The organism is Halosimplex salinum (assembly GCF_003730195.1).
GTDB classification, from domain to species: domain Archaea; phylum Halobacteriota; class Halobacteria; order Halobacteriales; family Haloarculaceae; genus Halosimplex; species Halosimplex salinum.
The window spans coordinates 391,952-415,262 of record NZ_QWGG01000002.1 but is presented as its reverse complement, the minus strand read 5'-3'; the positions used below and the strand labels follow the sequence as shown (position 1 = coordinate 415,262).

General features: G+C 68.2%; 21 protein-coding genes. 2 read left to right on the top strand and 19 right to left on the bottom strand.

From position 1 onward, the window contains the following. Positions 1–4: 4 nt before the first annotated feature. The 4 genes from D1409_RS07300 to D1409_RS07285 all read right to left on the bottom strand — a co-directional run bounded on the left by D1409_RS07300 (position 5) and on the right by D1409_RS07285 (position 4,610). The gene (locus tag D1409_RS07300; protein WP_206424998.1) at positions 5–1,030 is read right to left on the bottom strand and encodes a coiled-coil domain-containing protein; all 1,026 of its coding nucleotides are present in this window, start codon (positions 1,028–1,030) and stop codon (positions 5–7) included. 398 nt (positions 1,031–1,428) lie between these two features. Further along, positions 1,429–3,186: an arginine--tRNA ligase gene (gene argS, locus D1409_RS07295; protein ID WP_123535567.1), complete on the bottom strand. Its 1,758-nt coding sequence runs from the start codon at positions 3,184–3,186 to the stop codon at positions 1,429–1,431. A 125-nt stretch (positions 3,187–3,311) separates the two neighbouring features. Further along, complete coding sequence (locus D1409_RS07290) at positions 3,312–4,115, bottom strand: MinD/ParA family ATP-binding protein (RefSeq protein ID WP_123535565.1); 804 nt, start codon at positions 4,113–4,115, stop codon at positions 3,312–3,314. A gap of 87 nt (positions 4,116–4,202) precedes the next feature. Then, on the bottom strand, positions 4,203–4,610 hold the full coding sequence (locus tag D1409_RS07285) for a hypothetical protein (RefSeq protein WP_123535563.1): 408 nt from the start codon (positions 4,608–4,610) through the stop codon (positions 4,203–4,205). 238 nt (positions 4,611–4,848) lie between these two features. On the opposite strand from D1409_RS07285, the gene prf1 reads away from it, so the two are divergent. After that, on the top strand, positions 4,849–6,093 hold the full coding sequence (gene prf1, locus D1409_RS07280) for a peptide chain release factor aRF-1 (RefSeq protein WP_123535561.1): 1,245 nt from the start codon (positions 4,849–4,851) through the stop codon (positions 6,091–6,093). Positions 6,094–6,476: 383 nt separating this feature from the next. On the opposite strand, the gene D1409_RS07275 is transcribed toward prf1, so the two are convergent. From D1409_RS07275 to ahaH, 14 genes are all read right to left on the bottom strand, one after another. Next, complete coding sequence (locus D1409_RS07275; protein ID WP_123535559.1) at positions 6,477–6,869, bottom strand: DUF6276 family protein; 393 nt, start codon at positions 6,867–6,869, stop codon at positions 6,477–6,479. A gap of 76 nt (positions 6,870–6,945) precedes the next feature. After that, positions 6,946–7,638, bottom strand: a complete 693-nt coding sequence (locus D1409_RS07270; RefSeq protein WP_123535557.1) for a V-type ATP synthase subunit D — start codon at positions 7,636–7,638, stop codon at positions 6,946–6,948. Between the two features lie 201 nt (positions 7,639–7,839). Next, on the bottom strand, positions 7,840–8,874 hold the full coding sequence (locus D1409_RS07265) for a Brp/Blh family beta-carotene 15,15'-dioxygenase (protein WP_123535556.1): 1,035 nt from the start codon (positions 8,872–8,874) through the stop codon (positions 7,840–7,842). After that, positions 8,865–9,590 carry a lycopene cyclase domain-containing protein gene (locus tag D1409_RS07260; RefSeq protein ID WP_123535554.1) on the bottom strand — a complete coding sequence of 242 codons (726 nt, stop codon included), beginning with the start codon at positions 9,588–9,590 and terminating at the stop codon, positions 8,865–8,867. The genes D1409_RS07265 and D1409_RS07260 overlap by 10 nt, the downstream gene beginning before the upstream one ends. A gap of 168 nt (positions 9,591–9,758) precedes the next feature. Then, on the bottom strand, positions 9,759–10,523 hold the full coding sequence (locus tag D1409_RS07255; protein ID WP_123535552.1) for a bacteriorhodopsin: 765 nt from the start codon (positions 10,521–10,523) through the stop codon (positions 9,759–9,761). A gap of 122 nt (positions 10,524–10,645) precedes the next feature. After that, positions 10,646–12,640 carry a bacterio-opsin activator domain-containing protein gene (locus D1409_RS07250; protein WP_164471601.1) on the bottom strand — a complete coding sequence of 665 codons (1,995 nt, stop codon included), beginning with the start codon at positions 12,638–12,640 and terminating at the stop codon, positions 10,646–10,648. A 96-nt stretch (positions 12,641–12,736) separates the two neighbouring features. Further along, a complete protein-coding gene (locus D1409_RS07245) occupies positions 12,737–14,146 on the bottom strand; it encodes an ATP synthase subunit B (RefSeq protein WP_123535548.1) in 1,410 nt (469 codons plus the stop codon). A gap of 2 nt (positions 14,147–14,148) precedes the next feature. Next, positions 14,149–15,915, bottom strand: a complete 1,767-nt coding sequence (locus D1409_RS07240; protein WP_123535546.1) for an ATP synthase subunit A — start codon at positions 15,913–15,915, stop codon at positions 14,149–14,151. Position 15,916: 1 nt separating this feature from the next. Then, positions 15,917–16,240 (bottom strand): V-type ATP synthase subunit F, encoded by a 324-nt coding sequence (locus tag D1409_RS07235; RefSeq protein ID WP_123535544.1) that lies wholly within the window; start codon positions 16,238–16,240, stop codon positions 15,917–15,919. Continuing rightward, the gene (locus D1409_RS07230) at positions 16,237–17,298 is read right to left on the bottom strand and encodes a V-type ATP synthase subunit C (RefSeq protein ID WP_123535542.1); all 1,062 of its coding nucleotides are present in this window, start codon (positions 17,296–17,298) and stop codon (positions 16,237–16,239) included. The genes D1409_RS07235 and D1409_RS07230 overlap by 4 nt, the downstream gene beginning before the upstream one ends. After that, a complete protein-coding gene (locus D1409_RS07225) occupies positions 17,295–17,876 on the bottom strand; it encodes a V-type ATP synthase subunit E (protein WP_123535540.1) in 582 nt (193 codons plus the stop codon). Before D1409_RS07225 ends, D1409_RS07230 begins: the two co-directional genes overlap by 4 nt. 26 nt (positions 17,877–17,902) lie before the next feature. Next, positions 17,903–18,169 (bottom strand): hypothetical protein, encoded by a 267-nt coding sequence (locus tag D1409_RS07220; RefSeq protein ID WP_123535538.1) that lies wholly within the window; start codon positions 18,167–18,169, stop codon positions 17,903–17,905. 187 nt (positions 18,170–18,356) lie between these two features. Further along, positions 18,357–20,612, bottom strand: coding sequence for a V-type ATP synthase subunit I (locus D1409_RS07215; RefSeq protein WP_123535536.1), 2,256 nt, complete (start codon positions 20,610–20,612; stop codon positions 18,357–18,359). After that, entirely contained in the window at positions 20,599–20,931 is a 333-nt protein-coding gene (ahaH, locus tag D1409_RS07210; RefSeq protein ID WP_123535534.1) for an ATP synthase archaeal subunit H, read from the bottom strand. Before ahaH ends, D1409_RS07215 begins: the two co-directional genes overlap by 14 nt. Before the next feature lie 208 nt (positions 20,932–21,139). Here ahaH and D1409_RS07205 point away from each other — a divergent pair, with 208 nt between their 5' ends. Next, complete coding sequence (locus tag D1409_RS07205; RefSeq protein WP_123535532.1) at positions 21,140–21,757, top strand: methyltransferase domain-containing protein; 618 nt, start codon at positions 21,140–21,142, stop codon at positions 21,755–21,757. Between the two features lie 198 nt (positions 21,758–21,955). Here the strand turns inward: D1409_RS07205 and D1409_RS07200 are convergent, their stop codons facing one another. Beyond that, on the bottom strand, positions 21,956–23,293 hold the full coding sequence (locus D1409_RS07200) for a PspA/IM30 family protein (protein WP_123535530.1): 1,338 nt from the start codon (positions 23,291–23,293) through the stop codon (positions 21,956–21,958). Between the last annotated feature and the right edge of the window lie 18 nt (positions 23,294–23,311).

The following is a 23,311-nucleotide window of genomic DNA, read 5'->3' as shown; positions in this document are numbered from 1 at the left end:
TTTCCTATCCGTCCAGACCCGCCGTCGATCGGCATTCTTCGAGCGCCTCTCCCACCGCCCCCCAGTCGACCGGCGGGGCGAGTCCGTCGAGTTCGCCTTCGAGATCGGCGAGCGTGTCGCCGAATCGGCTCCGCCACGCGGGTTCGGCCCGCTCGGCGAGCCGCTCGCCGAGGGCCTCCCGGCGCGCGTCGAGGTCGCCCAGTCGGTCCGCGAGGTCGTCCAGGCTCGGGTCGGCGGGCCCGGCGCCCTCGCGGTCGGCCCACGTCCGCAGGTCGGCGAGTTCGGCCCGCATATCGGCGACGGTGAGCCCGGCGACCCGGTGGCGGAGGGTCGCGTCGAACCAGACCCGGGCGGGGTCGGCGTCGGTCTCCGCGTCCTCGACCGCCTCGACGGCGGCGGCGAGGTCGTCCAGCGACGACGCGAACGCGTCGGCGTCCTCGTCGAGTTCGCGGACGCGGGTCCCGTGACTGTCGAGCCAGCGCTCGAACGCCTCGATATCGAACTGGCAGTCGTCGGCGTCCCGCTGGACCGACCGCGCCCGCTGCTCGACCCGGCGGACCCCGTCGGCGACGGCGAAGCGTGCCGCGGGCTCGCCGCGGTCGTCGACGACCGACTGGAGCGACGGCCCGAGGTCGGCGGCCCGCTCCTCGACGGCCGAGACGTCGTGTTCGAAGCGCTCGATGCGGGCCGCGACCGTCGGGACGTCCTCGACCGACGCGGCGGCCTCGCGGGCCTCGTCGAGGGCGATACGGGCGAGTTCGGCCCGGGTCTCCGCGGTGGCGACGAGTTTCGAGGCCTCGGCCAGCGCGTCGCCGAGCGCCGCCTCGCTGACGACGCCGTTCTCGGCCGCGTACGACAGGGACGCCCTGGCCGTCTCGGCGTCTCGACCCGTCTCCCGGGCGAGAACCCGCTCGGCCGCCTCGTCGAGTGCCAGTCCGTCGAGCGGCGCCGCGTCGGTCCCGGCGCGCCCGGTCCCGTCGGTGTTCTGTCCGGTCTCGCTCCCGTCCGTGTCGTAGCCAGTGTCGCTCATAGTGAGAGTGGACGGAGCGGACCGCGTCGATCCCGCCCCGTCTGCTACGCGGCGATACAGGCCCGCGGGGGAAGACGGTGACTAAGAGCGCTATATCGACGCGGATAGCCCTCGGGAGAGCTATATATGTCGTCGTGGCCGAGCAGGTGCCGACCGACGGGGAGACGGGTGGGAACACCGCCAGTACCATTTAGTCAACTCGCTGCGAACTGTGGGTGATGGAACCAACCCCAGCGAGCACCCGTGACCGGGTCGGCGACACGCCGACGTTCGACCGATGAGCGCCAGCGAATCGGGGGACGAGACGGTCCCCGGCTGGTGGGTGTTCGTCTTTCTCGTCCTCGTGCTCGGGGCGCTCGCCGGCGTCCTGATCGTCCTCGGCGGACTGTGACCCCCGCTTACATCGAGTCGGGCGCTTCGACGCCGAGCAGGTGGAGCGCGTTGCCGACCGTCTCGCGGGCGGCGGCGACGAGCGCGAGGCGGGCGCGCCGCGTCTCCTCGTCCTCGGCGGTGAGCACCGGGCACTCGCGGTAGAAGGTGTTGAACTGCTCGGCGAACGTGCGGGTGTAAGTGGCGACGCGGTGGGGCTCGAGTTCGTCGGCGGCCTCCTCGACGACCGCCGGGAAGCGGGCGATCGTCTTGAGGAGGTCGGCCTCCGCGTCCGTGTCGAGCAGGGCCGGGTCGACCGACTCGGCCGCTTCCAGCCCGTCGCTCGCGGCCTCGTCGAGGATGCCGCAGGTCCGCGCGTGGACGTACTGGACGTAGGGCGCCGACTGCGCCTCGAAGTCGAGCGCGCGCTCGAACTCGAAGGTGATCATCTTCGTCGGCTGTTTGGCGACGATGTCGTAGCGGACGGCACCGATACCGACCTGGTGGGCGATGCGCTCGACGTCGTCCTCGTCCAGGTCGTCGTCGCGGATGCGGTCGTCGAGGCGCTCTTCGACCTCGGCGCGTGCGCGGTCGATGGCCTCGTCGAGCAGGTCGTCGAGGTCGATTCCGGTGCCCTCGCGGGTGCTCATCCCCTCGCCGCCGGGGAGGTTCACCCAGGAGTAGAACACCTGGTCGAGCTGGTCGGTGTCGTGGTCGAGCAGTTCCAGCGTCTCGCGCAACTGGTCGAAGGTGAGCTGGTGGTCCTCGCCGATGACGGTGACGGCGCGGTCGTAGTTCTCGAACTTCCACTCGTGGTGAGCGATGTCGCGGGTCGTGTACAGCGACGTGCCGTCCGAGCGGAGGAAGACGAGGTTCTTGTCGATGTCGGGGAGGTCGAGCTGCCAGGCGTCGTCCTCGTAGACGGCCTCGTCGAGGGCCTTGAGGCGCTCGATCACGTCGTCGGTCGAGCCGTTCCGCATGAAGCGCGTCTCCTTGACGAACTCGTCGAACGCGGCGGGCAGGCGGTCGAGCGTCCCCGTCATACCCTCGAGCACGGTGTCGACGACTTCGGAGATGCGCTCGTAGGTCTCCTCGTCGTTTTCCTCCAGCCCCTGCATGATCGCCTCGATCTCCGCCTCGGCGTCCTCGACTCGTTGGGGGTCGCCGTCCTCGAGGAACGAGTTGCCCTTGCGGTAGTAGCGCACGAGGTCGTAGTCCGGCTTGTCGCGTTCGGGGTCGGGCAGGTCGGACTCGTCGAACGTCTCGTAGGCCCAGGTGAACACGGCGATCTGGCGGCCGGCGTCGTTGACGTAGTAGTGCGCGTCGACGTCGTAGCCGGCGAAGTCGAGGACGCGCACGATGGCGTCGCCGACGATGGGGTTGCGCGCGCGGCCGACGTGGACCGGGCCGGTCGGGTTTGCGCTCGTGTGTTCGACGACGACCGACGTGTCGCGGTCGGCGAGGCGCCCGTACTCCTCGGACTGGGCGCGCTCGACGGTCTCGGCGACGTACCGGTCGGAGGGGAAGAAGTTGAGATACGGCCCCTCCGTGTCGACGGCGCCGAAGTAGTCGTACCCCGCGGGGTCGATCTCGGCGGCGATGTCGGCGGCCACCTGTGGGGGCGGCGCGCCCACCTCGCCGGCCAGGCGGAAGGCGACGCTGGAGGCGACCGCGGCGTCGACGTCCGCCGGCGGGCGTTCGATGCCCAGGTCCTCGGTCGGCAGGTCGAGCGCGGACAGCGCCGCTTCGAGCGCGTCCTCGACCTCGCCGCGCAGGGAGAGATACATACCTCCCGGTTTTCGAGCGGCAGATATAGGAATGACGAATGTGGTCGGGGAGACCAGCGGTTCTCGCCGTGGACGGATCTACGTCGGGCTTCGACCAGCGGTGTCGGATACGGTCCCCTTCCCGCTCAGCCGAACAGCCCGAAGCGCCCGCCCGAGTCGTCGTCGTCCTCGTCTTCGTCCTCGTCGAGGAACCACTCGGGGTCGACCGCGGTCTCGACGTCGTCGAGTTCGAGGCCCTCGAAGAAGATGCCGATCAGCTGGTCGGTCAGCCGGCGGTAGGCGTCGGCAGCGGGGCTGTCGGCCGCGTTGAGCACGAGCGGTTCGTCGGCGGTCGCCTCGATGTCGTCGGGGACCACCGCGAGCAACTTGGAGTCGAAGCGGTCGGCGATGGCCTCCACGTCCGTCTCGGTGGTCGTCCGGTTGAGGACGGTGCCGATGACCTCGCCGTCGACGCGCTCGGCGAGTTCGGCGGTCTTGATGGCGTCGCCGACGGCCACGTCGTCGGGGGTCGTGATCAGGACGACGCCGTCGGCCAGCCCGAGCGGGACGGTCGTCTCGTGGCTCAGGCCGGCGCCGGTGTCGATGAGGACTACGTCGTAGGCGTTGCGCAGGGTCTTGATGACCTTGCGGAGCTTCGCGGGGTCGGCGTCGGCGAACGCCTCGAGGCTCTGCTCGCCGGGGACGATCGTGATCCCGCCCTGCACGTCGGTCAGCGCGTCGCTGACCGCGCGCCCGCCGGCGAGGATCTGGTGGATGCTCGTCTCGGGTTCGACGCCGAGCATCGCACCGAGGTTCGCCATCCCGAGGTCCGCGTCCACGACGACGGTGTCGTACCCCTGGTCCTCCATGGCCGCCGCGACGTTGACAGCCGTCGTGGTCTTGCCGACCCCTCCTTTACCGCCGGCAACCGTACAGACGTAGCCCGCCATTGTGTACGTCCAAGTGACGGGTCCCATATAAACCCGCCGTCCGTTCTGAGGCGCTGGTGACGCCACCGGCGAAACCCGTCGCCCCGCTCACACCAGGATAGCGACGTTCCACAGGTGGATCGCCACCAGATGGAGGCCGCGAGCGGCCGCCAGCGTCGGGACGACCAGCCGCCAGGGGTCGGCCGACAGTCCGCCCACCGTCGGGTAGTAGCGCCAGACGAGCGCGAGCAGCGTTATCGCGGCCCCTTTCTGGACGACGAGCCCCGCGTAGCCGAGGTAGTCGAGGAAGAGTCGGGCGACCGGGCTGGCCTCGAACCCGCCGAGCGCGAGGACGACCGTCGTGAGGCCCGTATCGCCCAGCCCGTAGAACGCGAGGACGAACCCCCAGACGCCGACCGTGACCGGCCTGTATCGCGGGTGGACCCCCGCGTACCACTCCCGGAGGAGCCTCGCGACCGGGCCCCGACCGATCCGCGGCCCGAGTACGCGTGCCACCCAACTGTACACCCGCCCGTGTCCGTCCGTCGTGTCCGTGCTCACTCCACTCACCCGCCGTCCACCGCTCCGCGGCCGTCGCGCGCTCGCCCCACCCACCACGGTGGACGGCGCCGACGGCGTTCCGTGCGATCCCATCACAGCACCGTCACTTATCGGTTGCGGAGGGAGGGGGCGACCGAGCGGGCGCTCGGACAGGTCAACAATTACTTACCCCCGACAGCCCGAATGATGGACAATGAGCGAGCAAGAAGGACAGTCGGACAAACAGAAATACGAGTTCCGCAAGGTCATCGAGGAACTCAAGGGGTACGACGGGTCGGGCACGCAGCTCGTCTCCATCTACATCCCCGAGGACCGACAGGTCAGCAGCGTCGTCGCCCACGTCACCCAGGAGCACAGCGAGGCGGCGAACATCAAGTCCAAGGACACTCGCACGGCCGTCCAGGACGCGCTCACCTCGATCAAGGACCGCCTGCGCTATTACGACACCTACCCGCCCGACAACGGGATGGTCGTCTTCTCCGGCGCCATCGACACCGGCGGCGGCCGCTCGGAGATGATCACCCGCACGCTGGAGAGCCCGCCCCAGCCCATCGAGTCGTTCCGCTACCACTGCGACTCCGACTTCCTCACCGAACCGCTAGAGGAGATGATGGCGGACAAGGGCCTGTTCGGCCTGATCGTCCTCGACCGCCGCGAGGCCAATGTCGGCTGGCTCCGCGGCAAGCGCGTCGAACCCGTCAAATCTGCGTCCTCGCTGGTCCCCGGCAAGCAGCGAAAGGGTGGCCAGTCCGCACAGCGATTCGCCCGCCTGCGCCTCGAAGCCATCGACAACTTCTATCAGGAGGTCGCCGGGATGGCCAACGACCTGTTCGTCGACGACCGCCACGACATGGACGGCATCCTCGTGGGCGGCCCGTCGCCGACGAAAGACGAGTTCCTCGACGGCGACTACCTCCACCACGAGCTCGGCGACATGGTGCTCGGGAAGTTCGACGTCTCCTACACCGACGAGTCGGGGCTGTACGACCTCGTCGACGCCGCGCAGGACGTGCTCGACGAGCACGAGATGCTGCAGGACAAGAAGTACATGGAGGAGTTCTTCGACGAACTCCACGACGGCGACCAGGCGACCTACGGCTTTGGCCCCACCCGCGAGAACCTCAACATGGGCGCCGTCGAGACCCTGCTCCTCAGCGAGGATCTCCGGCAGGACGTCGCCATCTACGACTGCCCCAACGGCCACACCGAGCGGGAACTGCTCGGGCAGTCGGAGAGCCTCGAAGACGACCGAGCGTGCGACCGCTGTGGCGAGGAGATGGAGGGCGAGCGCGACGACGCCATCGACCACCTCATGGAACTCGCCGACCAGCGCGGCACGGAGACGTACTTCGTCTCCACGGACTTCGAGAAGGGCGAACAACTCCTCTCCGCGTTCGGCGGCGTCGCCGGCATCCTCCGCTACTCGACCGGCGTCTGATCGACGGGACCGTCTTTTCTGCGCTCGCAGTCCGAACCGTTCGACCAGTCGCATCGCTGGCTCGGGGCGGTGCGACCGTACCCGTCGGTAACGGTTCGTTACCGAGACGGAAGAGAGAGTGTCGCCGGCGTACCCGGGAAGCGGGGGGGAGTGCTTCCGTCGGGCCACCGCCGGCGACGCGAAATGGGTGCTGGTGGTAAAGGGGGGATTGGGGGGAGACGACGACGGGTCCTACGTGTCGTCGCGGCGGCACCTGGCATCGATGCCGCGTCTTTTCCTAACGCCCCCTGATGTAAATGCCCTGTACCTAACAGAGTAGGCACGCTGTGGGAACCCGTCGAAAGGCCCGATTACTCGATCCGATTCGCACGACGCCACGGGGGTCACAGCAACTGTTCGAGCTGGCGCCGGCGCCCCCGGAGATCGGTGTCGGGGTCGACGCTCGGGTCGTCGGCGAGGCGGTCGAGCGCGAGTAATGGGTCCGTGCCCGCCCGCTCGACGCGGGCCAGCAGGTCCGATATCTCCGAGCGGTTCGTCACCAGCGACGGGAGCAGACCGACGAGCAGGACGAACGGGACGGCCGCCTCGTCGTTCGACGGGACGGCGTCGCTGAGAGCGGTGAGATCCGGGCGCTCCGCGGGCGGGTCGTCGACCGGCCGGAGGACGAGACAGTCGGTGCAGACCTCGGCACCGGCGGCGTCGCCCGGCAAGTACTCGCGGTACTCCGACGGGACGGGAAAGGCGAGCGTCGGCGCGCCGCAGTCGGGGCAGGCCATGCGATAGCTGGTGGCGGCGGCGACTAAACGATGCCGGCAGAGAGAGAACGGGCGGCCGTGGAGGACGCGCGGAACGTCAGTCGTCGGCGGCGACGGTTTCGGCCTCTTCGGCCTCGCGTTCGGCCTCCGCTTCCTCGTCTTCCTCGCGTTCCTTCTTGTCCTTGATCTTCTTCATGCGGAAGATCTCCTCGCGCTCCTGCTCCTCGAGTTTCTGCTCGATGTACTCCTCGTTGGCGCGCAGTTCGGGGAGGAGCTTGAACTCCAGCGCGTTGACGCGGCGCTTGGTGGTCTCGATCTCGTCGAGCATCTTCTTCATCGCCGTCTCGACCTCGGCGGCGAGGATGATCTGTTCGAGCAGTTCCTCGTAGGCGGAGGCGGCCTCGTCGATGCGGGCGCTCGTCCCGAGGACGCCGTAGCCCCGTTCGTCGAGGCTCTTGCGGACCTTCGTGGAGTCGATCTGGGGGATGTAGACGCCCATGACGCTCTTGGACTGGGTAGTCAGCTCCGGGTGTTCCTTGAGCGCGGCGGCGGCGCCTCGCACGGCCACGTCGCCGTCGAGCGCGCGGGCCATGTTGATCGCGTTCTGGGCCTCCTCGTACTTCTCGTCGAGGTCGGAGCGAACGTCCTGGGCCTCGTCGAGGATGTCCATGAACTCCATGATGAGGCCGTCGCGTTTCTGCTCCAGCGTGTCGTGTCCTCGCTCGGAGAGCTCGATGCGCTCCTCGATCTGCATGAGCTCCTTGCGAGTCGGTTTGACGTCCTCGGCCATTGATCCCCGGTTGTCGACGTAGGCAGTTAACCGTTTTCAGTCCGGGCGGCGCGAACGCAGTGAGCGCCGCCGAACGAGCGAGCGGTGACCGCAGGGAACCGCGAGCAGCGAGGTCGTTCGCTGCGCTCACGACCTCGAAAAGTGAATGGCGAGCGAAGCGAGCCGTTCGCCTCACGAGACGCTCGCTTCGCTCGCGTCTCGCTACCAGTACCCGTCGAACCGGTCGAGCCACGTCACGACGACGACGTGGGGCAGGGTCAACACCGCGATGGCGACCAGATAGACGGCGACGGCGCCCGCCAGCGTCGGGTCGGGCGACGGCGTGAACCACCAGAGGGCGGCACAGCCGACCAGCGCCGCGAGCGTCGGGACCGCCGCTTCCCGGGCGAAGCGGGCGAGCGCGCCGCCGAGTCGACCCCGGGACAGCGCGTCGACCGCCCGGTCGTCCAGCGCGAGGACCCGGGCCACGTGACGGGGCGCGTGCCAGCAACAGAAGTACAGGCCGATCGCGAACACCGGCGGGACGACGAGGAAGTAGGCCCACAGTAGGGCCGTCTCGCCGGCGTCGAGCGCCCACTCCCGGCGGTTCGTCGCCGCCGGGTACCCGACCGCGAGGGTCGCGACGGTGAGCGCGGCCAGCGCGACCCCCAGTGCGAGTCGGGCGTCGGCGGTGAACGGCCACGCCGGCACGGTCCCGCCGAACGGCGCGACGAACGAGTCGAGGACCGTGCGGTATCGCCCGGGGAACGCGAGGAGCGGGACGCCCATCGGGAGCGCGCCGCGGACGGCGACCGTCAGCCCGCGTCGCCACCGCGCGTCGAGGTGGTCGGCGCCCAGCACGGCGCGGAGGGGGTAGAGTTCCCCCTGTCCCCAGTGGAACCACGTCAGCAGGAGGAAGGCGACGGTGGCCGCGAGCGGCGCGAGGAACCAGCCGACGGCGTAGGCGCCCCCGAAGGCGAGGTAGACGACGCCGACGACGGCGAGCCAGCGGCGGTCGAGTCGACCGACCGCCGCTCGCGGGAGCGCCGCCCAGTCGACCGCGCCGTGGGGGAGGCCGAACGCGACGACACTCACCGCGAGCGGGACGTAGCGCCACTCCCGAGGGACCGACAGGCCGGCCGCGAAGGCGACGGTCGCGAGCGCGACCGGGGTCCACGGAAGCCAGCCGACCAGCACGCGGAGCGGTCGCCGGGCCGTCGCCGGGAGCGTCGTCCCGCGTTCGCGGGCTACCGCCATCGGTGGACCACCCAGCGAAAGAGGACGACTCCCTGCACGACGAAGAGGTTCGTCACGACGAAGAACGTCATCTCCTCGACCGGCAGACCGGCCACTGCCAGCCCCGTCGTGTACGTCTCCGAGATGATCCACACGCCCGCCTCGATAGCGAGTCGGTCGACGACCCAGAGGTACGCCGACGGGACGAGGACGGCGACGGCGACGCGGGCGCGCGCACGCCAGAGATATCGCCAGCCGACGGCCCACTGGAGCCCCAGTACGGGGCCGGCCCACGCGAGGATCGCCCCCAGGTACGTCGTCGACCGCGTCGTGAGGAGCGCGAGTCCGAGGAGGCCGACGGCGAGTCCGGCGACGGCTCCCGCCGCCCGATCACGCCACGTCTGCGTGACGCCCTCGAGGACCGGGCCGACGACGTGGACGGTCCACAGCGTCGTCAGCGCGGGCTGGAGGACGAAAAAGGCGATCTCCTCGTAGGGGACGCCCCAGAGACGACCCGCGACCGTGTCGGCACCGTAGCGCCAGACGCCGACGTCGATGAGCAGGCGGTCCCACGGCAACGTGTACAGGACCGCCAGGGCGGTGACGACGGCGAGTCCGACGCCGCTGACCCGCCAGTCGACGTCGTCTCGGCGGTGGTGGACCGTCGCCGTCAGCGCCGCTACCACCGGCAACACGTACAGCGCGTGGAACTGGACGTAGGTCAGTGTGCTCGACATCGGTGGTGTGTCCCGCTACCGTGGCCGGTCACCTCAACGATCCGGGCCGATTCTCGACCGTGATACCGCCTGTCCGTCGTCGAGCGCCGACCCGCGCCGACCGCGGAGTGGATCACGACGGACGGTCGCGAGCGCGCCGCGTCGTCGCGGACGCGGCGGCGTCGACGATCAGTCGTCCGCGGTCGCGGTGGCGCCCGTGCCCGTCGCCGAGGAGACGCTGTCGAGCACCTGCCGGCTGGACAGCAGCAGGAACCCGAAGCCGACCTTCGCGACGAGGTCGAGCACCATGAAACCGGCCGTCTCGACGTTGAGGCTGATGAGCGTCAGCCCTTCGGTGCCGACGAGCCACCAGACCGGATACACCAGCCAGACGACGACGATCAGGTTCCGTAGCTGGGCGAACTTCGCGCCCACGTCGCTGCCGAGCGCGTTCGCCTGCTCGGTGAGCGTCCCGAACAGGAAGTACAGGAGCACCAGCAGGAAGCCGGTACTGACGCCCCACCAGATCAGTCGACGGGCGCCGTCGCCGAGCCCCGACGCGACGTAGGCACCGCCGGTCAGCGTCGCGACCGCGCCGGTGGCGATCATCAGCGCGTCGAGGCTGACGAGCGTCGCCAGTTGGTTGCGGTTGGCCCGCGCCAGCAGTCCGAGGTCGATGAGCAACAGCGGCGTCGTGAACAGCCAGTCCGTGTACCGCGCCCAGTAGATGGGGAGTTCCTCGCCCCCGACGTTGACCGTCGTGAGCCCGAATCCGAGCGCCATGGCGAGGTAGTTACAGAACGCGATGGCGGTGATCAGTATGGTCACGATGTAGAACTCCTGGCGCTTTTCGTCTTCCTCGCCCCAGCCGCGGGCGATGAAGTACAGCATCCCCAGGAACATTCCTGCCGTCCCTATCCAGAGCCATAACTGCTCGCTACCTGGTTGTGGCATGACTACACGTGGGAGTGAGGAATTTTCTCACATAACGACTCTACCAAACTAGTTGGACGACGGGTCTCACGGAGCGTCGACGCCGAACTCGCGGGTTTCGAGGGGGTCCCGGGGCCGTGGGGTCACCCGTACAGTTCCTCGAACACCTTTCGCTGGGCAGCCCTGAGGTGCTGGTGGAAGGTCGAGCGGCCGATGTCCATCGCGGCGGCGAGGTTCTCGCCGTTGGTCTCGCGGGGCCACTCGAAGAAGCCGCCGACGATGGCGGTCTGGAGCGCCGTCGACTGGCGGTCCGTGAGGCGGTCTTCGATGCGCGCGCGGACGTCCCGCCGGGTGTCGGCCGGCTGTTCGTGTTCCCGGTACGCCGAGAGGTCCGCGCGGGGGACGCGGTCCTCGATGGCCTCGACGACTGTCCGCGGCTGGGCCTCCGGCGGGAGTTCGACCGTTATCTCGCCCGTCCCGCCGGCCGCCGACATCGCGGTGATGCGTCCGCCCCGCTCGAGCAGGATGTCGACGAGCGGCGACGCCTCGACGGTGAACTCGACGACGGTCCGCCCGTCGCCGGTCGTCACGGGCGTACACGCCGCGACGTCCCCGCGAACCGACGCCGCGTCGACGACCGCGTCCGGGTCCGCGTCGGTCTCGAAGAAGAACGTCGTCTTCCCCTCGTCGCGCGTGATGGTCCCCGCGTGCGTGAACTCGGCGCCGAGCACGTCGGAGAGCCCGACGAAGAACGGGTCGTCGCCCGCCAGCGAGAACGACAGTTCGATCACCTCGTCGGAGCCGAGCAGTCGCTGCGAGGTCAGGTCGTGGAGCGCCATCGCCGTCGACTGGGCGACCGCCGAGAGGACTCGCTGTTCGGGCTCGGCCAGCGTCGCCTCCGAGCGGAGGACGACGACGAGGACGCCGTAGTTCACGTCGCCGTACTGGAGCGGGAGGGCCGCCAGCCCGCCGACGCCGCCGTCGACCAGGTCGGCGTACCTCGCGGGGACCGTCGCGGCGTCGACGACCTGTGACTCGCCCGTTCGCACGGCGCGGGCGGCCGGGTCGTCGGCGTCGCCGTCGAGTTCGAGCGCCGGCGGATCCGCGACGCCGGCCCACGTCCCCGGCGAGATGGCGCCCGACGCGGGGTCGGCCTCCCCGATCCACGCCAGCGCGTACTCGTCGGTCTCGGCCAGGCGCTCGGTCACCGCCGACTCGACGTCGGACCGCGTCTCCGCGCCCAGCAGGTGGCTGGTCACGTCCGTCACCAGCCCGTCGAGCTGGCCCAGCAGCGCCTCGACTTTCTCCCGTTCGGCGGTCGCCCGCTCGGCCTGTCGTTTGGCCTCGCGCTCCGCCTCGACGCGGTCGGTCACGTCCTCCTGGAAGCCGACGTAGTGGGTCAGCTCGCCCGTGTCGTCGTGGACCGGTGCGATGTGGACCCGGTTCCAGAACTCCTCGCCGTCGTCGGTGTAGTTCAGGAGTTCGACCGACACCGGGTCGCCCGCGTCGATGGCTTTCGCCATCTCGGCGATCTGCTCCTCGCCGGAGCCCTCGCCCTGCATGAAGTTACAGTTGCGACCCAGCACGTCCGCCTCCTCGTAGCCCGCGAGTTCCTGGAACGCCTCGTTGACGTAGATGAGCGGCGTGTCGCGGCGCTTCCCGTCGGCGATGGTGATCCCGACCGGCGCCTCGTCCATCGCGCGGTCTTTCAGTTCCTCGGTCACCGCGGCGAAGCGCCGGTCTCCGGCTTCCAGCGCCGCATCGATCCCGTCGACCAGCGCCCCGTACTGTTTCTCCGGCGGCGCGCGCGGAACGTAGTCGGTCACGCCCGCGGAGATCGCGTCGCTCGCCAGGTGTTCGTCGCCGACCGCGGTGAAGATGATGAATGGAAACTCCTCGAAGCGCTCGCGGACGTCTCGAAGCAGTTCCAGCCCCGACCCGTCGGGCAGGCGCTGTTCGCTGACGACGCAGGCGGGCGGGTCGGTCGCGACGACGTCCGACGCCGTCGCCGCGTTCTCGGCGCGTTCGACCTCGTACCCCGCCTCGGTGAGTGCGTCGAGTACAGGCGCCGCCCGCTCCTCGTCGGGGTCGACGTACAGCACCCGCCGCCCCGTCCCCACCCTGTCAGAGCGAGTCATGGACCGAAGTACTGGCGGGCGCTTCATGAGCGTTGTCCTCACAGACACGGTCGCGCGTGCGAGAAACGGCCGAACGGTCACGGGAAGAAGGGGTCGTCAGTCCGCGGCGACTTCGGCTTCGACGTCTTCGCGGTAGTACTCCGCGATGTTCTCCTCGTCGATGCGGTTGAGCTCCTCCTTCGGGAGCATCGAGAGCAGGTCCCAGCCGATGTCCAGCGTCTCGTCGATGTCGCGGTCGGTGCCGTAGCCCTGCTGGACGAACTCCTCTTCGAACCGCTCGGCGAAGTCGAGGTACTTGTTGTCGCGCTCGGACAGCGCCTCGCGGCCGACGATGTTCACGAGGTCGCGCAGGTCCTCACCCTGCGCGTAGGCGGCGTACAGCTGGTCGGAGACGCCACCGTGGTCGCCGCGGGTGAGCCCCTCGCCGATACCGTCGTCCATCAGGCGCGACAGGGACGGCAGCGGGTCGATCGGCGGCTGGATGCCCTGGCTGTTCAGGTCGCGGTCGACGAGGATCTGCCCCTCCGTGATGTACCCGGTCAGGTCCGGGATCGGGTGGGTGATGTCGTCGGACGGCATCGTCAGGATCGGGATCTGCGTGATAGAGCCCTCCTGACCCTTGATACGACCGGCCCGCTCGTAGAGCTGGGCCAGGTCGGTGTACATGTACCCCGGGTAGCCACGTCGGCCCGGGACCTCCTCGCGTGCGGCGCCGATCTCTCGGAGCGCCTCACAGTAGTTGGTCATGTCCGTCAGGATGACCAGCACGTGGTACCCCTTGTCGAAGGCGAGGTACTCGGCGGTGGTCAGGGCGAGTCGCGGCGTGACCGTCCGCTCGACGGCGGGGTCGTCCGCGAGGTTCATGAAGACGACGGAGCGCTCCAGCGCGCCCGTGCGCTCGAAGTCGTCCATGAACTCGTTGGCCTCTTCGGCCGTGATCCCCATCGCGCCGAAGATCACTGCGAACTCGGTGTCCTCGTCCTCGCCCGCCTCTTCCTCCGGGACGGAGGCCTGCCGGGCGATCTGGAGCGCCAGATCGTTGTGGGGCAGCCCCGAACCCGAGAAGATCGGGAGCTTCTGCCCGCGGACGAGCGTGTTCATGCCGTCGATGGCGGAGACGCCCGTCTGGATGAAGTCCTCCGGGTACTCCCGGGAGTAGGGGTTGATCGCTGCGCCGACGATGTCGCGGCGTTCGTCGGGGACGATGTCCGGGCCGCCGTCGATCGGGTTGCCGGAGCCGTCGAGGACCCGCCCGAGGAGGTCCTCGGTGACGGGCATCTTCATGGTCTCGCCGAGGAAGCGGACCGAGGAGTCCATGTCGATCCCCTCGGTGCCCTCGAAGACCTGGATCGCGACGTGGTCGCTCGAGGAGTCGAGCACCTGACCGCGGCGGGTCTCGCCGTCACCGGTCTCGATCTCGACGATCTCGTTGTAGCCGATGGGCTCGTCCGTCTCGACGTGGACCAGCGGACCGCTGATTTCCGTGATTGTCTGGTATTCTTTCATTGTTAGTACAGGGAGCGCAGTTGGTCTGCGATGTCCGATTCGAGGTCGTCGACGAACTCGTCGACCTCGTCGTCGGGCGTCGTGCCGATGCGGTTGAGCTGCGGCGCGGCGTCGATGCCCGTGATCTCCTCGATCGGGACGCCCGCGTCGAGCGCGTCGATCGCCTCGTCGTTGAACGTCCGGATCGCGCCGAGGATCCGGTAGGTCTTCTCCGGCGGACAGTAGCGGTCGACGTCGTGGAGCGCGTTCTGCTGCAGCCACGCCTCCTTGATGAAGCGGGCGACCTCGAGGGTCAGCTGCTGGTCCTCCGGCAGGGCGTCCTTGCCGACGAGCTGGACGACCTCCTGCAGTTCGCCGTCCTCGTCGAGGATGTCGATCGCCCACTGGCGCTGTTCGGGCCAGTCCTCGGCGACGTTCTCGACGAACCACGGGTCAAGCTGGTCCCGATACAGCGAGTAGGAGTCGTTCCAGTCGATCGCCGGGAAGTGGCGCTTCTCGGCCAGGTCGGAATCCAGCGCCCAGAACGTCTTGACGATACGCAGGGTGTTCTGGGTGACCGGCTCGGAGAAGTCCCCGCCGGGCGGCGAGACGGCGCCGATGGCCGAAATCGAGCCCTCGGTGCCGTTGATGTTGTCGAAGTAGCCGGCTCGCTCGTAGAACTGCGAGAGGCGCGCGGCGAGGTAGGCCGGGTACCCCTCCTCACCGGGCATCTCCTCGAGACGCGAGGAGATCTCGCGCATGGCCTCGGCCCACCGCGAGGTGGAGTCGGCCATCAGCGCCACGTCGTACCCCATGTCGCGGTAGTGCTCCGCGATGGTGATCCCCGTGTACACGCAGGATTCACGGGCGGCGACGGGCATGTTCGACGTGTTCGCGATGAGGCACGTGCGTGCCATCAGCGCGTTCCCGGTCTGCGGGTCGGGCAGGTCCGGGAAGTCGTCGATGACTTCCGTCATCTCGTTGCCGCGCTCGCCACAGCCGATGTAGACGACGATGTCCGCGTCCGCGAACTTGGCGAGGCTCTGCTGGGTGACGGTCTTCCCGGACCCGAACGGTCCCGGGATGGCGGCCGTCCCGCCCTTCGCGAGCGGGAACAGGCCGTCGAGGATGCGCTGACCCGACGTGAGCGGCTCCGTCGGCGTCTGCTTGTCCTCGGTCGGTCGGGCCGACCGGACAGGCCACTCCTGGCGCATCTGGATCTCCTCGCCGTTGTCGAGTTCGGCGACCGTCTCTTCGACGTTGAAGTTGCCGGACTCGATGGCGACGACTTCGCCGCCCTCGTAGTCGGGCGGCACCATCACCTTGTGGTCGATGCTGGGCGTCTCGGGGACGGAGCCGACGATGTCGCCGGCCTCGACCTCGTCGCCCTCCTCGACTTCGGGGGTGAACTCCCACGTTTTCTCGAGGTCGATACCGGGGGCGTCGACGCCGCGGTCGAGGAACGCCGACCCCATCTTGTCTTCGAGAACGTCCAGCGGCCGCTGGACGCCGTCGTAGATGGAGTCCAGCATGCCCGGACCGAGGTCGACCGAGAGCGGCGAGCCCGTCCCTTCGACGGGTTCGCCCGGGGCGACAGCGGAGGTCTCCTCGTAGACCTGGATCGTGGTGATGTCGCCCTCGATCTCGATGACCTCGCCCATCAGTCCCTCTTCGCCGACGTAGACGACGTCGTTCATCTTCGCGTCGAGGTCCTTGGCCGTGACGACGGGCCCCGACACGCTTTCGATGACGCCGTCCTCGCGAACGGTCGTGTCTGTTGCTTGGCTCATGTTAGTCTTCCTCCATCAGGTCGATGCCGATGGCGCGTTTGATCTGGTCGCGGAGTCCGCTGGAGCCGGTACCGCCACCGAGGGTGACCAGCACCGGTTCCACGCTGGTTTCGACGTCGGACCGCACGCCGCGGGAGAGGCGATTCAGGTCGTCGTCGTGCATCACGAGGATGCCGACGTCGTCGTCTTCGAGCATCTCCCGGACCGCCTCGTCGAACTGTTCGTCTTCGTCGTCGTCGCGTACGTCGGCGAACTTCCGGACGCCCGCCAGCCGAAAGCCGGTCGTGAAGTCCGGGCTGCCGACGACGCCGATCTCCTGGCTCATAGTACCACCAGTTCCGCCTCGATCTGCTCGGGGCTCAGTCCCGCCTCGCGGCCCCGCGCGATCGCGCGGACGTTGTCGACCTCCCGCTCCTTCGCGAGGACGAACGAGAGCACCGGACACACGGATAGGGGGTAGCGATTGGAAAGGGTGTCGGCGTACTCGAGCAGCGCCGCGTCGAGGGCGTGTTCGAACTCGATGAGGCTCTCGGCGTCGGCGAGGACGTCGAGCGCGTCGTCGAGTTCGTCGCCGTAGACGCTCGTGCGGACCCGTTCGACGAGCTGGTCCTCGTTGGCCACGAGCTGTCGGAGCTCGTCGGCGTCGAACAGGCGGCCCCCGTCGATGTAGTAGTCGGCGGGGTCCATGTCGGCGCCGCTACGAGCGAGTCGCAGCGCGTTCCGGAGGTTCCGAAAGTCGATCTCGGCCTCGAGGAACTCGATGTACAGCCCCGTCGCCCGGTCGGGCTCGTCCGGCAGCCCGCTGATGAGGTGTTCGTAGAACGTCCGGTCGACGGCGTTCTCGAGGGGCACGAGCAGGCCGGTCTCCTCGTAGTCCTCGACGGCCGCACCGAGCGCGTCGCCGAATATCGTCCGGTCGAGCGCCTCGACGACTTCCTCGACGGAGCCGGCATCGACGAGGTCGTCGAGCAGGTCCGCCGAGAACTCGCCGGCGTCGATGAGGTCGGCCTCGACGTCGTCGCGCGGCGCGTCCGAGTACAGCCCCCGGAGTACGGTCTTGATGTTCCACGCGTCGAACTTCCGCAGGTAGCGGGCGACGTAGTCGTACAGCCGACCGTTCGACCAGCGCAACAGGTCGTCGAAGTGTCCCGCGAGGTTCTCGTTCAGCGCGTACTCGACGAGGTCCGACCCGGAGTACCGGGAGCCGAGCCGGTTCATCTCCGTCTCGTACTCCGACTCCTCCATGAATCGGGCGATCTCGCCGGTCCCCATTCGGACCAGCTTCCGGTAGTCGTCGTCGTCGAACAGCTTCGACCGACGCGACCGGATGCGGGCCGTGACGTACTCGTAGTTGCTGTCCTCGTAGTCGTCTGTCGTGCTCATTTGTCTCCGAACAGACGGTCGCTGATCTCTCGGAGGTTGTCCTCCCAGACGTCGTCCAGCACCGAGTCGAAGGTGTTGTTGACGCGGACCCGGGAAGACTCGCTCTCGACGACGACGCCGCCGAGGCAGTCGTACTCCCCGGCGTACTCCACGTCGTAGTCCGCGAGGATCTCCTCGAGGAGGTCCTGGTCGTCGGGCCGTCCGTAGACGACGGCGTCGGTGGTGTCACCGATCTCCGCCGTCGCGGCGTCGAGCAGCGTGCGCGTCAGCTCCTCGCGCGTGTCGCCCTCGAGCGCGGCGACTTCCGACTCGACGGAGTCGCGGACCTCGGCCAGCACGTCGCGGCGGGCCTCGAGGCGCTCCTGTTTGGCCTCCAGCTTCGCGCTGGAGACTCTCTGCTCGCGTTCCTGCTCGATGGTGGCCTCGACTTCCCGGTCGCGCTCCTCGCGGATCGACTCGGCGTCGGCCTCGGCCTCCGAGATGAGTTCGTCTGCCTGTGCCTCGGCGTCGGCGCGAATCTCCTCCGCACGCGCGCGGGCCTCGTCTCGAATGTCCTCTACGACGGTATCGAGGCTCATGTGTAGTGAAAGGGTGTGAGAGAGGCTTATTGCCCAGCGATGAACAGCGTCACGAAGGCAATAATGATCAGTGTCTCGGGCAGTGCAGTGAAGATCAGCGCCTGGACGAACATGTCGTCGTCCTCGGCGACGGCCCCGACGGCCGCGGCACCGATGGACCGCTGTGCGATGCCCGTCCCGAGGGCGCCCAGCCCGACGGCGATGGCGGCTGCACCCTGTGCGGTCAGTGCCGGGCTACTTGCTCCTTCTCCCTGCAGTACGACGTTGGCGAGTTCGGCGGTGTTCTCGATCATTGTGTATGAGTTAGGTCGCGACGGTTCCGTTCCGTACACCCCCGAATTGCTCTATCGTGGGCATAAAGCTTCCCAAATACGTCGAATGAAGTCCGCAAAACCGGATCCCGTGAGCGCGGCTATCCGCGACAGCGGACCGGTCGCGGCGACCGGCCGCGGCGTCGAACTGCGGCGGCGAACGGGCCCGTCAGGACCCGTCGTCGGTGGTGTAGGTCCGCTCGGTCCCGAACGGCGAGTACACCGTCCCGTTGCCCTCGTAGAACTTCTCGAAGAACTCGAAGAACTCGAGGCGCACCGACTGGATCCCCGAGGAGGTGACCCCGAGGATCAGGACGACCAGGTTCCCGACGATCAGGACGACGACGCCGAAGACGGCCATCGCCGGCCCCATGTGGACCATGCCGGGGAAGAGGATCTCCGCGCTCTCGTAGTGGCTGAGCACGTACTCGCTCCCGTGCGAGAGCATGAAGTGCCACTCGGCACCGTGGTCACCCGGCACCGCGTACGCCCCCCAGAACAGGAGGTTGACCGCGAACGCCATCCCCGCCTTCGCGAGGAGGACCGCGGCGATACGCAGGTACGACAGGGTGTGGGCCAGCACGACGTGGATCTCGATGAGTTCGTGGACCGGTCCGATGGCCAGCAGCGCCATCCCGAGACCGACCATCCCGAGCCCGAGCCAGCCGACGACCGGCGAGAACCCGGAGAAGCCCAGTTCGAACCCGGCGCCCTGTCCCTCGTTGAGGACGGTGAACAGGAGGTCAGGCTTGGCGCCCTCGAACAGGGTGCTGAAGATGAACAGCCAGAGCCCGTTGAGCGCGAGGATCCACGAGCCGGTCTCGATGATGGCCTCCTTCGTGCCGTGGAGCGTCCGGTTCTCGAGGAACTCCAGCACGTAGGCCGTGTTCAGGTGGAACAGGCCGAACAGTGCGGTGACGACGAACCACGTCTCGGCCCAGTAGCTCGTCGCCGGGGAGAGGCCCTTCTCGATGGGCGCGTGGGAGAGTCCCACGACGCCCTCCCAGAACATCGAGGCGACCAGATGTAGTCCGAATATCTCGCCGTAGAGAACGCCGAATATCGTCGTCGCGAGCCCGGACGCGGCGGTGATGACGCCGAAGTTCTTGAACGCGTCCGAGTCGTAGTTCCGGATCATGTAGTAGCCGATGGCCGTGTAGATCAGCCCGTACCCCACGTCGCCGATGATGAATCCGAACATCAGCGGGAACGTGAGAAAGAGGATGATCGTCGGGTCGAACTCCGAGTAGTTGGGCCGACCGACGGCCTTCGTCAGGAGTTCGAACGGCTGGGTGATCCCGGGGTTGTCCTGGATCACCGGCGGGTCGTCGTCCGCCATCGTAACCGTACCCCCATCGGCGCGGGCCTCCTGGGGCTCGGCCTCTTCTTCTTCCTCGTCCTCGAACGACCGCGCGGCGGCCTCTTCCTCTTCGACGCCGCCGGTGCCGGCGCCGGTCTTCTCCGGCGTGTGGTCGACGCCCTCGGTGGTCGCGGCGTGACCGTGGCGGTCGTACTCGGCGACTTCGAGTTCCTCGACGTCGACGTGCTCGCCGACGGCGTCGGCCAGCGCGGCCTCGAAGTCCGCGACGCGCTCGCTCGGGATCCAGCCCTCGGCGACGAATGCGTTCTCGGTCGTCGCGAACGAGAGCGGCGCCTCGGTCTTCTGTGCGCGGATCGAGAACTTCTCCTCGGCGGCCAGCAGGAAGCCGGCCACGTCGTAGCGAAGCTCCTCGATCTGGTTCTCGACGGTCGCGAGCTTCGATTCGAGTTGCTGTTTTCGGTGCTCGAGTTCGCCGAGCACGTCCTGCGGGTCGCCCTCCTCGTTGGGGACCTCGACGGCCGTGAAGTCGGCCTCGACGAGCGCGCTCTGGAGCGTCTCCTCGTCAGTGTGGGCGAACGCGGCGACGACGTCGTCCTCGGCGAAGACGCCGGTCGCGGCGTCGACGTCGGCGAGCGCCCGTTCGACGCTGCCGGAGTCGCCGTGGCCGACCTGCACGGCCAGCGAGTCGTAGCCCCACAGGAGGTCGAGGTCGATGCCCAGCGTCGCGAACGGGTCCATCGCGTCGATCTCCTCGTCGACCCCGCGGAGTTCGCTCTCCAGTTCGTTGCGCTCGTCGTCGAGCGCGTTGGCCTCGGTCCTGACCTCCTCGAGTTCCGTCTCGAGGGTGTCGTCGGTGACGATCCGGCTGGGACCGGCGTCCTCGGGCTGGACGCCGAGGATGCTCTTGAGCGAGCGGACGGTGACGAGGTTCTCCGAGGCCTCGTCGCCGCCTTCCATCGGCGAGCCGTTGTCGAAGCCCGGCCAGCGGCCGTCGTAGTCGGTGAAGTGGACGAGATGGAGGTCGTAGACGGTCTCGATGACGTCGTCCATGACGGCCTTGGAGCCGGTCACGGACACCTTGCTCATTCGCTTAGGTCTGAGCATGCACCGCCTCCTCGAACTGTGTCACGACGAATTCGACCACGTCCTCCGTGCGTTCGCTCGCGCGCGCCTCGAGTGCCTCACGCTCTTCGGCCCCCTCTTCGAGGATCCGTTCGCGCTCGGTCTCGATCTCTTCGCGCGCGTCTGCGAGACGCTCCTCGGCCTCGGCGTCCGCGTCTTCGCGGGCTTCCTCGCGGATCTCGTCGGCCTCGTCACGCGCGGCCGCGATCGTCTCCTCGGCGTCCTCCTCGGCCTCGGCGACGATCTCGTCCGCCTCCTGTTCGGCGTCTTTGACTCGGTCGAGAACCTCTGGCCTTGGCATTTGCTAATCGTGGAGAGATCCGTTCAGGGCCTATTTGGTAGTTGCGAAGTGTCGCCGCCCAGCGGCGCCAGACGCCGTGCGAGCGTGTCATCTCGTTGCCTCGCTCGCTGCCCCCTCGTGTCGGCCGACTGACCCCCGTGCCCGCTCGGTCGACGGCGAAGCGTCGGAAAACAGGGGAATTATGCCCGACTGGGCCTAACCCTCGGCAATGGCCGTCCAAGACAAGTCGCGGGCCCGTCTGTTCTACAAGTATCTCTCGAAGGTGTACGACCAGATCAACCCCTTCATCTGGACCGAGGAGATGCGCGCGCAGGCGCTGGGCCTCTTGGACATCGAAGACGGGGACCGAGTGCTGGACGTCGGCTGTGGGACCGGCTTCGGCACCGAGGGCATCCTCCAGCACACCGGGAACGTCCACGGGCTCGACCAGAGCGTCCACCAGATGGAGAAAGCGTGGGCGAAGCTCGGCAAGCACGACCCCGTGCGGTTCTATCGCGGCGACGCCCAGCGACTCCCGTTCAAGGACGACACCTTCGACGTGGTGTGGTCCTCCGGGTCGATCGAGTACTGGCCCGACCCGGTCGAGGCGCTCGCCGAGTGTCGCCGCGTCACCGAGCCCGGCGGTCAGGTGCTCATCGTCGGCCCGAACTACCCCTCGCGGGCCATCTTCCAGAAGCTCGCCGACGCGTTCATGCTGTTCTACGACGCCGAGGAAGCAGACCGCATGTTCTCCGAAGCCGGCTTCGAGGAGTTCCGCCACGTGACGATGGGGCCATCGTACAGCCCGGAAGTCGCGATCACGACCGTCGCCGAAGTGCCCGAGTAGGGCCGCGAGCGAACGGAGTGAGCGAGCGGGTTTTTGGTCCAGATTTTTGCGCGAGTGGGTCGCGCAGCGACCCGAGCGGAAAAAGGTGGATGCAGGGCCATCGTACAGCCCGGAAGTCGCGATCACGACCGTCGCCGAAGTGCCCGAATAGGACCGCGCTCGCCGCGATCGAACGCAGAAAACCGATTTTCGCCGCCCTCAGCGCGAGAAGAACCGCTCGTGGACGGTCCGTCCGCTCTCCGTCGTGACGGTGATACGGACGGAGCGCTGTGGGGTGAGCGTCCAGAGACGGCCGTCGTCACCGGTCGAACCGACGTCGTGGCCGTTGACCGTCACCGTCGCGTCCAGCGATTCGCCGGTGAGGTTGTCGGTGACGACGATCTCCATCGGTCCGGTAGCGTGCGTGCGGTTGATCGTGAGGCGGACGTTGGAACTCACGTTCGTCGTCTGTCGGGTCGGGAGCGCGTCGAGGGGTTTGGTCTGGTACTCGCGGAACGCGTCCCCGGAGCGGCCGTCGAGGTAGGTGTCCAGCGAGCCGTGCGGGTGACCCAGCTGGACATAGTAGATCGACGTGTTGCCGATCGGTTCGACGTTCGGTCCCGAACGGTAGTTGTCGTATACCCACGGGTAGAGCTGCGTCGCGCGGGTGTTCGCGTTGCTGATCCCGCTGGGGTCGTCCTCGGTGACGAACTCGTTGGTTCCGACCTGGTTGCGGTTCTGCCCGAGGTAGGCCTCGCGGTAGTACAGCGACCCTTCCTTGGCCGCGAGGACGACGCCGGTCTGGGACGTGACCGTGTACACCGAGAGCGGGTCGCGAGCGCCGGACATCGCGCCGCCGATCTGCTGGCGAACCGGCCCGTGGAGGGTGAGCAGGTCGCCCTCGAGGTTGTCGAGTTTCGTGTCGATGTCCGAGGGAAGTCCCAGACCCGCCGCCCCCCGGACCCGGTCGAACTCGGACTCCATCCCGCGGGCGGCCACGTCGAGCGACGCCAGTTCCTGCAGGAACGCTTCGGTGTCGTAGTCGCCGTCGTTGTAGCTGTTGATCACGCGATTCCGGCGCAGTTCGAGCTCCTGCACGCGCCGTTCCAGCCGATCGACCTCGCTCCGGATCACGTCCAGTCGGGCCTGTCGACCGGTGGTGTTCTCGTAGCGCTGTTCGAACGTAAGCGAAGTGTACTCGCTCTCGAGCTCGGTAACGTCCTGTTGAATCGCACTGCCGACGTTCAGTGACACGCTGTCCTGGCCGGACTGCTGGACCGCTTCGTCCCGGATCCCGAGATAGCTCGACGTGTTCGGCTGGGAGACGACGACCGTTCGGGCCACGTCGGCGGACCGCGGCGTGAGGGAGAAGGCTGTCTGCTCGGTTCCCGAAACTGACTGGGCGCCGGCCGGCTGGGCCTGGGACGCCGCGTCCGAGTGGACATCGGTCGCGTCGGCGCCCCCGACAGCCGGGGCGGCAGCGGCCGCGCCGACCACCGGGGCCAGGGCGACGGCCGCCACGAGGACGGCGAGGAGGACAGGGCGGTCTCTGGGCATCACACGGACTCTTTCGTG

Coding starts and splice junctions, on each gene's coding strand:
- D1409_RS07270 (WP_123535557.1), bottom strand. CDS start 7,638: ATGGCCGAGGACGTCAAACCGACTCGCAAGGAGCTCATGCAGATCGAG.
- D1409_RS07290 (WP_123535565.1), bottom strand. CDS start 4,115: ATGGCGGGCTACGTCTGTACGGTTGCCGGCGGTAAAGGAGGGGTCGGC.
- D1409_RS07260 (WP_123535554.1), bottom strand. CDS start 9,590: ATGTCGAGCACACTGACCTACGTCCAGTTCCACGCGCTGTACGTGTTG.
- D1409_RS07265 (WP_123535556.1), bottom strand. CDS start 8,874: ATGGCGGTAGCCCGCGAACGCGGGACGACGCTCCCGGCGACGGCCCGG.
- argS (WP_123535567.1), bottom strand. CDS start 3,186: ATGTATCTCTCCCTGCGCGGCGAGGTCGAGGACGCGCTCGAAGCGGCG.
- D1409_RS07250 (WP_164471601.1), bottom strand. CDS start 12,640: ATGACTCGCTCTGACAGGGTGGGGACGGGGCGGCGGGTGCTGTACGTC.
- D1409_RS07300 (WP_206424998.1), bottom strand. CDS start 1,030: ATGAGCGACACTGGCTACGACACGGACGGGAGCGAGACCGGACAGAAC.
- ahaH (WP_123535534.1), bottom strand. CDS start 20,931: ATGCCAAGGCCAGAGGTTCTCGACCGAGTCAAAGACGCCGAACAGGAG.
- D1409_RS07230 (WP_123535542.1), bottom strand. CDS start 17,298: ATGAGCACGACAGACGACTACGAGGACAGCAACTACGAGTACGTCACG.
- D1409_RS07275 (WP_123535559.1), bottom strand. CDS start 6,869: ATGGCCTGCCCCGACTGCGGCGCGCCGACGCTCGCCTTTCCCGTCCCG.
- D1409_RS07215 (WP_123535536.1), bottom strand. CDS start 20,612: ATGCTCAGACCTAAGCGAATGAGCAAGGTGTCCGTGACCGGCTCCAAG.
- D1409_RS07220 (WP_123535538.1), bottom strand. CDS start 18,169: ATGATCGAGAACACCGCCGAACTCGCCAACGTCGTACTGCAGGGAGAA.
- D1409_RS07200 (WP_123535530.1), bottom strand. CDS start 23,293: ATGCCCAGAGACCGCCCTGTCCTCCTCGCCGTCCTCGTGGCGGCCGTC.
- D1409_RS07255 (WP_123535552.1), bottom strand. CDS start 10,523: ATGCCACAACCAGGTAGCGAGCAGTTATGGCTCTGGATAGGGACGGCA.
- D1409_RS07235 (WP_123535544.1), bottom strand. CDS start 16,240: ATGAGCCAGGAGATCGGCGTCGTCGGCAGCCCGGACTTCACGACCGGC.
- D1409_RS07225 (WP_123535540.1), bottom strand. CDS start 17,876: ATGAGCCTCGATACCGTCGTAGAGGACATTCGAGACGAGGCCCGCGCG.
- D1409_RS07245 (WP_123535548.1), bottom strand. CDS start 14,146: ATGAAAGAATACCAGACAATCACGGAAATCAGCGGTCCGCTGGTCCAC.
- D1409_RS07205 (WP_123535532.1), top strand. CDS start 21,140: ATGGCCGTCCAAGACAAGTCGCGGGCCCGTCTGTTCTACAAGTATCTC.
- prf1 (WP_123535561.1), top strand. CDS start 4,849: ATGAGCGAGCAAGAAGGACAGTCGGACAAACAGAAATACGAGTTCCGC.
- D1409_RS07240 (WP_123535546.1), bottom strand. CDS start 15,915: ATGAGCCAAGCAACAGACACGACCGTTCGCGAGGACGGCGTCATCGAA.